We start from the raw sequence: 12,490 nt of genomic DNA, 5'->3' as shown, positions 1-12,490 counted from the left end.
GGACCCGCCGCGACGTCCGCCCGATCCCCCGGTCCATCGCGACGAATGCCGATCGATCATGCGCAGGTAGGGATCGGGAAAACATTTCGCCACCACCATGACGGTGTCGGCGAACAGATCAAACGGCGAGCTAGCTTCTCGGAGGTGACCAGTCGGATACGTGTCATGGAGATCATCGCCCGGATGAACGTGGGCGGCCCCGCCACCCAGGTGGCGGGGCTTTGCAAGTCGCTCGACAGCGAGGAGTTCGACCACCGTCTGTACACCGGGCACGTCGACGAGGGCGAAGGGGACCGTCTGGTCTTCGGCGACGCCGACCTGCCCGTCCACCGCGTGCCCGGCCTCGGCAGGTCGGTCAACCCGGCCGGCGACCTGCGCGCCCTGTACCGGCTGGCCGGCACGATGCGCTCGTTCCGCCCGCACATCGTGCACACCCGCACCGCCAAGGCCGGCGCCCTCGGGCGGCTCGCGGTCTCGCTGTCGGGGGTCGGCGCGGCGCGGGTGCACGTCTTCCACGGCCACCTCCTGGACGGCTACTTCTCCCCGCCGAAGCGGGCGGTCTACGTGAACGCCGAACGCTTCCTCGCCACCCTGTCCGACCGGCTGGTGACCGTCGGGACGCGCGTCCGGGACGACCTGCTGCGCAACCGCATCGGCCGACCGGAGCAGTACGCGGTCATCCCGCCCGGCGTGCGCCTCGGCCCGGTGCCGGACCGCGCGACGGCGCGCCTTGCGCTCGGCCTGCCGCCCGGCGCGCCCGTGGTGGCCTACGTCGGCCGGCTGACCCGGATCAAACGGCCCGACCGGCTGGTCGCGGTCGCCCGCGAGGTGCTCGGGCGCGTGCCCGGCTGCCGGTTCGTGGTCTGCGGAGGCGGCGAACTGCGCGAACAGGTCGAGCGTGACGCCCGGTCACTGCCCGGCCCCTTCGACCTGCTCGGGTGGCGCGGCGACGTCGCGACGGTGTACGCCGCCGCCGACGTGGTCCTGCTCACCTCCGACAGCGAGGGCACGCCGCTGAGCCTCATCGAGGCCGGCATGGCGGGCAGGCCCGTCGTCGCGACGCGGGTCGGCAGCGTCGCCGAGGTCGTCAGGGACGGGCGCACCGGCCTGCTCGCTCCCCCGGTCGCCGAGGAGCTGGCGGCGCACACCGTCCGGCTGCTGTCGGACCCCGAGCTGGCCCGCCGCATGGGAGCGGCCGCCGAGAAGTGGACGACCTCCGCGTTCGGCGTGGAGCGGCTCGTCGCCGACACCGAGAACCTGTACCGATCGCTGCACGGCGCGTCCACCCGCCGCTCGACTCCGGAGACGAGCACCCCATGAGAATCCTTGTGACCGGCGGCGCCGGGTTCATCGGCGCCAACCTCTGCCGTGCGCTCACCTCCCTGCCGGAGGTGCGGCGCGTCACGGTGCTGGACGACCTCACCAGCGGCTACGCGCGCAACCTCGACGGGCTGGACGTGGACTTCGTCCACGGCAGCATCCTGGACCCCGAGCTGCTGGCCACCCTGGCCCGCGACGCCACCACGGTGGTGCACCTGGCGGCGCGCCCGTCGGTGCCGCGGTCGCTGGAGGACCCGCTGGCCTCGCACACCGTCAACGCGACCGGCACCCTGCAGGTGCTGGAGGCGTGCCGTGCGGGCAGGCCGCACGTGATCCTCGCCTCCTCCTCCTCGGTCTACGGCGACTGCCTGGAACCGCACAAGCACGAGGACCTGCCCACCCGCCCGCTCAGCCCGTACGGCGCGAGCAAGCTCGCCACCGAGGCGTACGCGCTGGCGTACGCGCGGAGCTTCGGCCTGCCGGTGCTGCCGTTCCGCTTCTTCAACGTGTACGGGCCCCTTCAGGCGGCCGACCACGCCTACGCGGCCGTCATCCCGACGTTCGTGTCGGCGGCGCTCGGCGGGCGGGCGGTGCCCGTGCACGGCGACGGCCGTCAGGCGCGCGACTTCACCTACGTGGGGTCGGTGACCGACGTCATCGTGCAGGCGGCGCGCGACCGCGTCACCAGCGCCACGCCGGTGAACCTCGCCTTCGGCACCAGGGTCTCGCTGCTGGAGCTGCGCGACATCCTGTCCACGGTGCTCGGCTCGCCGGTCGAGACCGCGTTCCTTCCGCCGCGCGCGGGCGACATCCGCGAGTCACAGGCCTCTCCCCGCCTGCTTCGCGACCTGTTCCCGGACGTGCGTCCCATGTCGCTGGCCGACGGGCTCCGCATGACCGTGACCTGGTTCGAACAAGCCATGAGATCCCAATCCGCCTCGCACATGTAATGGGAGAAGTCGGTGAGCACCCCAGCAAGGAACACCTACTTGATCACCGGAGGCAGCGGTTTCGTCGGCTCGCATCTGGCCGACGCGCTGCTCTCTCGCGGCGACCATGTCGTGATCTTGGACAACCTGTCCACCGGGCGGCTGGAGAACCTGCGCCCGCATCCGAACCTGCGCTTCGTCCAGGGCTCGGTCCTGGACGAGCTCGTCGTCGACGAACTGGTCCACCAGTGCGACATCGTGGTTCACCTGGCGGCCGCGGTCGGCGTCAAACTGATCGTCGAGCAGCCGCTGCGGTCGCTGACGACCAACATCCGCGGCTCCGAGATCGTCATCGAGGCCGCGCACCGCTACCGGCGCAAGATCCTGGTCACCAGCACCAGCGAGATCTACGGCAAGAACTCCTACGGCCCGCTGCGGGAGGACTCCGACCGCATCCTCGGCAGTCCCGCCGTGGTCCGGTGGGCCTACAGCACGGCCAAGGCCGTCGACGAGATCCTCGCCAACGCCTACCACAAGGAGCGCGGCCTGCCGACGATCATCGTGCGGCTGTTCAACACCGTCGGCCCCAGGCAGAGCCCGGCCTACGGCATGGTCATCCCGCGCCTGGTGCGCCAGGCGCTCAGCGGCGACCCGCTGACCGTCTACGGTGACGGCACCCAGACGCGCTGCTTCGCCCACGTCGCCGACGCCGTCGACGCACTGGTGCGCCTGCTGGACGACGAGGCGGCGATCGGGCAGACCTTCAACGTCGGCTCCGCCGAAGAGATCAGCATGCTCGAACTGGCCAAGCTGATCGTCGAGCACGTCGGCTCCACGTCGGGGGTCGACCTGATCCCCTACCACGAGGCCTACGAGCACGGCTTCGAGGACATGACGCGCCGGGTGCCCGACACCGCCAAGCTCCGCGCGCTCACCGGCTGGACGCCGCGCCGACACCTGGACGAGATCCTCACCGAGATCATCGCGGAGGCCCGCGCGGACCTCGCGGTGCCCGCGCGGTGAACGCGGCGATCGCCCTGGCCGCCACGGCGGGCGCCTGCCTGCTGAGCGCGGCGGCCACCCCGGCCCTGCGGCGGCTGGCGCTGCGCTGGAGCCTGACCGACCGGCCGGGCGGCCACAAGGCACACGACCATCCGACGCCCTTCCTGGGCGGGCCGGCGATCGTCCTCGGCACGGTGGTGCCGACGGCAGGCGTACTGGGCCTGGCGGACCTGCGGATCACCGCGATCCTGCTGGCCGCGACGGCGATCGCCGCTCTCGGCCTGATCGACGACATCGCCTCGCTGCCCGTGGTGACCCGCCTGACGGTGGAGTCGGTGGCCGCGGGCGGCGTCGTGCTGTCCGGCGTGCACATCACCGTCACCGGGCAGTGGCTCGACGGGCTCATCACGGTGATGTGGATCGTCGTGATGACCAACTCCTTCAACCTGCTCGACAACATGGACGGCGCCCTCGGGACGGTGGCCGCGGTCATCGCGGCCTTCCTGGCGGGCGCCGCCCTCATGGGCGACCGGCCGGCGTTCGCGGTGCTCCTCGGCGCGCTGGCGCTCGCGTGCCTGGGCTTCCTGGCGCACAACTGGCCGCCCGCCAGGATCTTCATGGGGGACTCCGGCTCCCTGTTCATCGGCTTCACCCTCACGTGCTCGTCGGTCGCCGTGGAGACCGGCCACGCCGCCGGCGTCACCGTCGCCGGGCTGCTGCTGTGGACGTTCGTCGCCATCGTCGACACCGGCGTGGTGCTGGTGTCCCGGATCCGCGCGGGGCGCTCCCCGCTCGCGGGCGGGACCGACCACGTCTCCCACCGGCTGCGCCGCATGGGCCTCGGCGCCCATGCCGTGCCGGCCGTTCTCGGCGCGGTCGCGGCGGTGCCCGGCGCGCTGTGCCTGGCGATCGCCGTGGGCTGGATCCCGGCGCTCGCCGCGGCCATCGTGGCGGGCGGCATCGCCATGCTCCTGATCGGCCTGCTGCAGGGCGGGCACGCCTACGCGCCGGCCGGTCCTCTCGACAACCTCGCAAAAATCACCGAAAGGCGGCGATGACCAGGTGGATCTGCTCTACTTCGTACGACTGGCGCGCAGGAGCTGGATGGTTCTGGCGCTGTCGCTGGTCTTGTCGGTGGCCGCCGCGCTCGTCCTGACCGCGAAGACCCCGCCGAAGTACGTCGCGACGATCACCATGATGGTCTCCGGCTACGACAAGGTGGGCAGCCTGACCACCGCCTACCAGGCGGGGATGCTGTCCACGCAGCGCGTGCAGTCCTATGCGAACCTGATCACCAGCCGCCGGGTGGTCAGCCAGCTGGCCACCGGCGAGGAGGTCCAGCGGCTGCAGGACAACATCAAGGCGGAGGCCATCCCCGCCACCATGCTGCTGCGCGCCACCGTCACCGACGCCGATCCCGGCCGCGCCGCGCGGCTGGCCAACACGCTGGGCGCCCGGTTCACCCGGGTCATCGACCAGATCGAGCGGCCGACCCGCAACAGCCGACCCGCCGTGAAGGTGACGGTGGTCGACACCGCGGACATCCCGGCCACGCCGATCAGCCCGCGCCCGCTGGTCAACATCGGGCTCGCCCTGCTGATCGGACTGCTGGTCGCCTTCAGCACGCTCGTGCTGCGCGACCGGCTCGACACCACGGTCAAGTCCTCCGAGACGCTGCAGGAGACCGCCAAGAGCTCGGTGCTCGGCGTGATCGGCTACGAGAAGGACGCCCGGCGCCTGCCGCTGATCGTGCGAGAGCACGGCCGGTCCACCCGCTCGGAGTCCTTCCGCTCGCTGCGCACCAACCTGCAGTTCATCGGCGTCGACCGGCGGCCGAGGTCGCTGGTGGTCACCAGCTGCCTGCCGAACGAGGGCAAGTCCTCCACCTCCGCCAACCTGGCCATCACCCTCGCGCAGGCCGGCTGGCGCGTGATCCTGGTGGACGGCGACCTGCGCAGCCCGCGCATCCCGCACTACCTCGGCATCGAAGGCTCGGCCGGGCTGACCGACGTGCTGATCGACAAGGCGGCGCTGAAGGACGTCATCCAGACCTGGGGCCGGCCGGCCCTGTCGGTGCTGCCGAGCGGTCAGATCCCGCCCAACCCCAGCGAACTGCTCGGCTCCAAGGGGATGCGCGCGGTGCTCGCCGAGCTCGTGGACGACTACGACCTGGTGATCATCGACGCGCCGCCGCTGCTGCCCATCACCGACGCCGCCGCGCTCGCCGCGGTCTGCGACGGCACGCTGCTGATCGCGCGGCACGGCAAGACCCGGCGCGAGCACATCGCCCGTGCCGTGGAGACGCTGTCGTCCGTCAACGCCCGCCTGGTCGGGACGGTGCTGAACTTCGCGCCGGGCAAGCGGGACGCCTACTACGGCTACGGATACGGGTCCGGCCACGGGGCCGAGGTCCGGCAGGACGGCCCGGTCAGGATGCCGGTCAACGTGTGAGAAGCGCGAACGGGCCGGCGAGCGCGCCGGCGATCCGCCGTCCCGCCGCCCGGTAGGCGCGCGCGGAGCGCCCGTAGGGGTCGTCGATGTCGGGCTGGTCCACCCGGACCAGCCCGCGCCGCGTCGCCGCCTCGGCGACCAGCGCGCGGGCCCGCGGGCCCCGATCCCCATGACGGTCCAGCGTCCCGGCCGGCACGGCCTGGGCGAGCACGCCGAACTCCGCGATCGTGAAGGCCCGCGCGGCGGCCGCCGGGCACATCGCCACCGCCGCCGCCCGGTGCTCCCGGGCCGCGCACAGCACCAGGTCGGCGTCCTCCACCAGCCCGGCCGTCAGCGGCCGGGAGCGGAAGCCGCCGGGATCCCCGCCGAGCGTCCCGAGCACCCGGGAGGCGTGCGGAGTCATCGGCATTCCGGGGTAAGCGCGGGTGCCGGCGCTCGCGACCTCCAGCGCCGGGCAGGGCCCGAGGGCCGACCGGGTGAGCCGCTCGGCGAGCGGCGACCGGCAGATGTTCCCCGTGCACACGAAAAGGATGCGGAACCGCGGCGGGCCGGCCGCGCCCGGCGTCGCGCCGGGCTCCGCCCAGCAGCGGCGGCCGCACCTCTCGTGCCCGGACGGCGCGACGCGCACCGTCCTGCCCTCGCCGCCGATCGCCGTCGAATCCCCCAGCCCCATGAGGCGACGGTAGATCGGCCGGAAGGCGCGCGGGCCTCCGACGCGCCGTCCTTGGGCCTTTCCTGCCGCCGGCCGGTTCTCGGACCTGTCCGGCCGCCGGCCGGTTCTCGGACCTGTCCGGCCGCCGGCCGGTGCTCGGGCCTTCCTGCGGCCGGCCGGTGGACCGCCTACGGGACGCAGCCGCCGGGGGCGGTGACGACGCGGGTCTGCTGCGGGCGGACCAGCGGTTGCACGGGGGTCAGCGGCGGCCGCGCGGACGCCGGTTCCACCAGGTCCAGGCGCAGGGTCCTGGACTGGCGGGGGCCGAGCTCCAGCAGCGTCGAGTAGACCGGATGCGAACGCTCGACGTCGGTGACGACCTGCGCGGGAGCCCCGTCGATCGAGGCCGCCTTCAGCTCGGCGCCCACCCCCGCGTACAGCGACACCCACAGCAGGTTGGAGCCGACCGGGCGCGGACCCGGCGAATGGTCCAGCCGGCCGGTGACGTAGGTGGGGAGCGCGACGGCCGGCACGTCGTTGGTGAGCCGCACCAGCACGCTGGTGGCCCGCCGCCCGTTCCGGCACGGGCCGAGCTCGTAGGTGAGGGAGCGGCCGAGGTAGTAGTCGAGCTTCCCCCCGGCCGAGTTGTTGACCACCAGCGCCGCGTACGGCCCCGGCCGTCGGGGCAGCACGCCGCCGAGCTCGATGGACGACAGGCGGCGCTGCTCGGCGTCGTGCCGGCTCCAGATCTGGATCCTGCGGTCCTCGACCATGGGTTTGATCACCGGGAGGGCCTGGGCGGGCTCGGGGAACGACTTGGGCAGGGCCTCGCCGACGGCCTGGGCGATCGAGATGAGGAAGCGCTTGCGTTCCAGGGGGTCGGGGTAGCGGGCGTAGGCCGCGCGCTCGGTCAGGTCGACGACGTTGGCGGCGGTCACCTTCTCACCGCCGGGGAGCGTCACCGGTCCGATGAGGCCGAGGATGTAGGACAGGCCGACCGGGTCGATCGCGATGGCGCCGTCCAGCCTGCGGCCGGTCCGGCGCTCCCACATCGCGGTCCAGATCTCGGCGGCGTAGGGGAAGTGCGGGGAGAGGTTGGACACCGACAGCAGCTCAAGGGGGCCCTGGCCGTACCTGGCGCGGAAGGCCCTGCCGTGGTCGATGACGGGGCGGGGGCTGCCGTACATGCCGGTGTTGGCGGCCAGGCGCGTGATGCGGGTGCGGCCGCGGTCGGCCGACAGGACGCCGAACGCGCCGACGAGCCCGCCGGTCCCCCGCGACTCGGCGTTGGTCTGGAAGGCCAGGAAGTAGTCGCGCCGCCCGTCGTTGCCCAGCATCGGCGGGATCAGCGCCGCCGCGGTGGCCGCGCCGCCGATCCAGCGGCGCAGCCTGTCCAGCTCGTGGAGCGCGGTGCCGCGCGCCTGGTCGAGCGAGCCGGCCCCCGTGTGCGCCGGGGTGGCGGCCAGACGGCGGTGGGCCGAGGCGAGCCGGGCGGCGGCGCCGTCGAGAACCGGCGCCGCCGCCGTCAGCCCGTTCAGGAACTGGCGCATGTCATCGGTGGAGCCCGGCCCGGCGGTGAAGAACGCCGTGCCGGTCCGCTGGACCCCGCTCAGCACCTCGGTGATCTCGGCGGCGCTCTCGGCCAGCCCCCGCACCGTCGTGGCGCCGTCGCCCACGACGGGCAGGAGCGTGAGCAGCGTCCAGTCGGGCCCGCTGGTGAGGCGCCGCGCCTCGGCCGCGTGACGGCGGGCGTCGGCCAGCGTCACGGCGATCCGGTCGAGGTCGCGGCCGCTCATCACCGCGCGGAGGTGAACCAGGGCGTCCCTGGTCGCCTGCAGGTGGTCACGGACGCCGAGTCCCAGGTGCGCCGACCATCCCGCCGACGCGACGAGGACCAGGACGGACGAGAGGGAGCCGGCGAGGACGAGCCGGCGTCGCCGGCTAGCGCGCACCAGCGGTTCGGCGGCGCCGCACGGAGATCACGACCCCGGCGGACCCTGCGACCAGCAGGAGGGCGCCCACTCCGGCGACCGCGGCCACCGGGGCGCCGGTGAAGGGCAGGCTCCGGCCGGCCGGCTGCGCGGCGGCGTGCTGCTGTCCACCGCCGTGGTCGTCGCCGCCCGCCTCGGACTCGGCGCCCTCTTCGCCACCGGGACCACCGAAGTCGTGGCCGCCGTAGGAGTCGCGGTCGCGGTCGTACCTGTTGTGACCGCCGCCGTGGTCGTCGGCGCCCTCGACGTGGAACAGCTTGTCGGCCCTGATAATTTCGTTGTGGTCGTCGTCGTTGTGGTGGTGCCGGTCCGACTTATTCACATCGTCGATGAAATCGGATGGCTTGCCGGGCCACGTCGTGTCCTTTTCGCCATGCTCGGCGTGCTCTTCTTCCTTCTTGTGGCACGACTTGGCGGGATGACGGACGACGATATTGCTCGGCGCCGAGACGTTACCCGCGGCGTCCCTGGCGCGGACGAAATACAGCACCTTCTCGCACGGGCCACGGTGGTCGGTGAAGGTCGTCACGTTGCCCGGGACGCTGCCGATGAGCCGGAACGGCGACGTGCTGGCGTAGATGTCGTAGGCCACCACGCGGCTCGGCGGATAGACCGGCAGATCCGTGGAGGGGTCCCAGATCAGGACGATGACTCCCAGCGTGAGCTCGGTGAGCCGCAGGTTGGTCGGCGCGGTCGGAGGCTGGGTGTCGGGCTGCGCGTACGCGACCGACTTCAGCGCCGGCGACTGCGTCCCAACGGCCGCCATCGCGACCGGTCCCGTCGCCGCCCCACCTGTGAGCACCGCCGCCAGAAGAATAGGTACCGTATATTTCCCAGCCATTCAGGACTCCCCGATGGACAATGATTCGGGCCATAGAGACATCGCCCATGAGGCGGGCGACATGTCGATGCATCCCGTTGTATCCACTTGAGCCGAATGGCCGTGCGCCGCCGCACGCCTGTTACCGAAACATCACGCTGGGCATTCCTTCCCTTTGCCGGACAGGAAAAGCCCCCGCCGCGGGAGGGGTTGCGCGGCGGGGGCTTTCCTGTCGGGGAAGGTGTTCGATCATCCCGGCCGGCCGGGCCGCCCCGGAGGGACGGACCGGCCTGAGGCGATCAGGCCCCGGGGAGCCGGATCGTCCGGGCTCAGCGGCCGACGTTGGCGGCGTGGCCGATGGCCAGGCCGCTGTCGGTGTCGAAGTAGTGGAAGTTGTGCGTGTCCACCACGAGCTCGATGTTCTGGCCGGGGCGGGCGTGGCTGCGGGCGTTGACGCGCGCCGTCCACAGCGACTTGTCGCCGACCAGGGGCAGCACGCTCTCTTCGTCGTCACCGGTGTCCTGGGCGGCCACGGTGTCGCGGTGCTCGACCGGCGGGGCGTCGATGAGGAACAGGACGTTGATCTCGCTGCCCAGCTCCTCGGTGACCTCGGCGCGGGTGGGGATGTGTGCCCAGCCGTCGGAGTGGCCCGAGGCGGAGGCGGCGTCCTCGAAGTCGGAGGGGCGGATGCCGAGGATGAGCTTCTTGCCCAGGTACTGGTCGAGGCCCGGCTTCTCGGCGAAGGTCGAGTCGGGCACCGGCAGCTTGTAGCCGGCGAAGGCGACCGCCGCGCCGCTGTCGTCGCGCACCAGCTCGGCGTTGACGAAGTTCATGGACGGGGAGCCCATGAACCCGGCGACGAACAGGTTGACCGGGCTCTCGAACAGGTTCTGCGGGGTGTCGACCTGCTGCAGGATGCCGTCGCGCAGCACGCAGACCCGGTCGCCGAGGGTCATGGCCTCGACCTGGTCGTGGGTGACGTAGACCGTGGTGACGCCGAGGCGCTCGTGCATCTGGTTGAGCGAGGCGCGCATGGACACGCGGAGCTTGGCGTCCAGGTTGGACAGCGGCTCGTCCATCAGGAAGGCCTGCGGCTCACGGACGATGGCGCGGCCCATGGCGACACGCTGGCGCTGACCACCGGACAGGGCGGCCGGCTTGCGCTTGAGGTACTGCTCAAGGCCCAGCATCTTGGCGGCTTCCTGCACCCGCTTGGAGATCTCGGCCTTGGGCATCTTGCGGAGCTTGAGGCCGAAGGCGAGGTTCTCCTCGACCGTCATGTGCGGGTAGAGCGCGTAGTTCTGGAAGACCATCGCGATGTCGCGGTCCTTCGGCGGCAGGTGGTTGACCACCCGGTCGCCGATGGCGATCTCGCCGCCGCTGATGTCCTCCAGGCCCGCGATCATGCGCAGGGCCGTGGACTTGCCACAACCGGACGGGCCGACAAGAACCATGAACTCGCCGTCGCGGATCTCGAGATTGAGGCCGTTGACGGCCTTCACACCGCCGGCGTAGATCTTGTCGACGTTGCGCAGAACGATTGATGCCATGGCGTTCCTTCGTGCGTCCGGATGCCGCCGGATGTGGATACGTTTTCATGAATCTCATCGGAACCGGACATCTCTGTCAAGCCCTTCCGGAATAGTGGCTTCTCACACTCTTCGGATGGGCCCCCACGCTTGGCTTCCCGGTGGAACTCATGATGGAATCGTTTCCATGAGACCGACCGGGCAGCGCCGTACGACCATCAAGGACGTGGCCGAGGCGGCTGAGGTGGGGGTCGCCACCGTCTCCCGCGTGCTGTCGGGCACCGGGTCGGCGAGCCCGGAGACCAGGGAGAAGGTCCTCGCCGCCGCGGCCAGGCTCGACTACCGGCCGAGCGCCCTCGGCCGCAACCTCCGCCGCCGTCGCACGGGGGGCATCGGGCTGCTCGTACCCGACATCACCGACATCTTCTACGGGCGGCTGGCCGACGGCGTGCTGTCCTGCGCGCGCTCGGCGGGCGAGCCGGTGATGATCGGCACCACCGGCGACGACCCCGAGCGCGAGGCCCAGCTGATCGGCACGCTCATCGAAGAGAGCGTGGAACGGGTGATCGCGGTGCCCTCCGGCGACGGCGAGATGTGGGGCCCGGCCCTGCGCTCGGGGCTCGGCGTGGTCTTCGCCGAGCGGCCGGTGCCGGGCGCCGAGCACGTGCCCTCGGTGGTCACCGACGACCGCACAGGGGTCCGCACGGCGGTCGAGTACCTCGCCGGGCTCGGGCACCGGCGCATCGCCTTCCTCGCCCGGCACGGCCAGGCCCAGCGCGTGCGCGCGTTCCGCGAGGCGCTGGCCGCGCGGGCGATCCGCGCCGACGAGGAGCTCATCGTGCACGCGCACGCGACGCGCGACTCCGCCTACGCCGCCGCCGCCGGGCTCCTGCAGCACCGCTCGGACGTCACCGCCGTGCTGGCGGGCGGCAACCTGCTGGGCGAGGCCGCCGTGCTGGCGGCGCGCGAGCTGGACGTGCGGGTCCCGCGCGACGTGTCGCTGATCATGTTCGACGACGTGCCGTGGGCCGAGCTGTGCCATCCGCCGCTCACGGTGATCTCCCAGCCCGCCCAGGACATGGGCTACCGCGCGGCCGAACTCGTCCTGCGCGAGGGCGGGCGCGCCCGCACGGTGACGATCCCCACCGAGCTGATCGTCCGGGGCAGCTGCGGCCCCCGCCGCTGACCCGCCGCCGGGCGTCCCGCCGAGGGCACCGGCCGAGTCCTCCCGCTCTCAGATCACCGTCGGCCCGTATCACCCGTAACCTCGCCAAATGGCCAGGAACAGGGCACAGAGCGACGACGCGGCTCGCCGGGCAGGATGTCGCGGTAGTCCCATATTCACGGGTGGTGTCGCGCGAAACCTCAACCGTGCGGCATTTCTGCGCCATCCGGTGATCACGGGGACCGCGACACGGGCCAACGGGGTCCCGCGAGACGGCAGAGATGTGCCGCCCCGATCGCAAACAACCGTCCGTGGCGTGTCGCGAATGGCGGGCGGCGGGCGCGGCGGCTACTAGAAACCGCCGTAGAACCCGTCGCGGCGCCTTCCGGGGACACTTTCGTGTCTCAACCGATTCCGGACCGGCCACGCGGACGTCCCGCCGCCCGAGCCACGGGCGGGAGGACGACGGTGGCCGCCGCGCGCGGCCGCCTGCCGCACGCGACCCGATGAATAGGACCGATTTGGACAGTAACCGCGCTTTTCGTGGCGCAGTCGCGGCCGTCATCGCCGCCACCGTCCTGAACGGGACGGCCGGAGCGGCCCAGGCCATCTCGGAGTCGGAGGCGACACC

At 72.1% G+C, this 12,490-nt stretch carries 10 protein-coding genes; 6 read left to right on the top strand and 4 right to left on the bottom strand.

What is annotated here, in order from left to right; translation table 11 throughout:
- Positions 1–144: 144 nt before the first annotated feature.
- From ACZ6QO_RS02165 to ACZ6QO_RS02145, 5 genes are read left to right on the top strand one after another with little or no spacing between them, the layout of a single operon-like run.
- Positions 145–1,320 carry a glycosyltransferase gene (locus tag ACZ6QO_RS02165; RefSeq protein WP_465846789.1) on the top strand — a complete coding sequence of 392 codons (1,176 nt, stop codon included), beginning with the start codon at positions 145–147 and terminating at the stop codon, positions 1,318–1,320.
- Positions 1,317–2,270, top strand: a complete 954-nt coding sequence (locus ACZ6QO_RS02160) for an NAD-dependent epimerase/dehydratase family protein (RefSeq protein WP_465846788.1) — start codon at positions 1,317–1,319, stop codon at positions 2,268–2,270. The genes ACZ6QO_RS02165 and ACZ6QO_RS02160 overlap by 4 nt, the downstream gene beginning before the upstream one ends.
- A gap of 12 nt (positions 2,271–2,282) precedes the next feature.
- Positions 2,283–3,272: an NAD-dependent epimerase/dehydratase family protein gene (locus ACZ6QO_RS02155; RefSeq protein WP_465846786.1), complete on the top strand. Its 990-nt coding sequence runs from the start codon at positions 2,283–2,285 to the stop codon at positions 3,270–3,272.
- Positions 3,269–4,309 (top strand): MraY family glycosyltransferase, encoded by a 1,041-nt coding sequence (locus ACZ6QO_RS02150; RefSeq protein WP_465846784.1) that lies wholly within the window; start codon positions 3,269–3,271, stop codon positions 4,307–4,309. Before ACZ6QO_RS02155 ends, ACZ6QO_RS02150 begins: the two co-directional genes overlap by 4 nt.
- A 4-nt stretch (positions 4,310–4,313) precedes the next feature.
- Positions 4,314–5,702: a tyrosine-protein kinase domain-containing protein gene (locus tag ACZ6QO_RS02145; protein WP_465846783.1), complete on the top strand. Its 1,389-nt coding sequence runs from the start codon at positions 4,314–4,316 to the stop codon at positions 5,700–5,702.
- Here ACZ6QO_RS02145 and ACZ6QO_RS02140 read toward each other — a convergent pair.
- The 4 genes from ACZ6QO_RS02140 to ACZ6QO_RS02125 form a co-directional block, all read right to left on the bottom strand.
- Entirely contained in the window at positions 5,692–6,375 is a 684-nt protein-coding gene (locus ACZ6QO_RS02140) for an arsenate reductase/protein-tyrosine-phosphatase family protein (RefSeq protein WP_465846781.1), read from the bottom strand. The genes ACZ6QO_RS02145 and ACZ6QO_RS02140 overlap by 11 nt on opposite strands.
- A gap of 167 nt (positions 6,376–6,542) precedes the next feature.
- On the bottom strand, positions 6,543–8,306 hold the full coding sequence (locus ACZ6QO_RS02135) for a DUF4012 domain-containing protein (protein WP_465846780.1): 1,764 nt from the start codon (positions 8,304–8,306) through the stop codon (positions 6,543–6,545).
- A complete protein-coding gene (locus ACZ6QO_RS02130; RefSeq protein WP_465846779.1) occupies positions 8,296–9,111 on the bottom strand; it encodes a hypothetical protein in 816 nt (271 codons plus the stop codon). Before ACZ6QO_RS02130 ends, ACZ6QO_RS02135 begins: the two co-directional genes overlap by 11 nt.
- Before the next feature lie 383 nt (positions 9,112–9,494).
- Complete coding sequence (locus tag ACZ6QO_RS02125) at positions 9,495–10,715, bottom strand: ABC transporter ATP-binding protein (protein ID WP_465846778.1); 1,221 nt, start codon at positions 10,713–10,715, stop codon at positions 9,495–9,497.
- Between the two features lie 166 nt (positions 10,716–10,881).
- Between ACZ6QO_RS02125 and ACZ6QO_RS02120 the strand changes: the two genes are divergently transcribed.
- Positions 10,882–11,880: a LacI family DNA-binding transcriptional regulator gene (locus ACZ6QO_RS02120; protein ID WP_465846777.1), complete on the top strand. Its 999-nt coding sequence runs from the start codon at positions 10,882–10,884 to the stop codon at positions 11,878–11,880.
- The last annotated feature ends 610 nt before the right edge of the window (positions 11,881–12,490 follow it).

Source organism: Sphaerisporangium sp. NPDC049457 (assembly GCF_055586705.1).
This window is presented reverse-complemented; position numbering and strand designations above follow the sequence as displayed.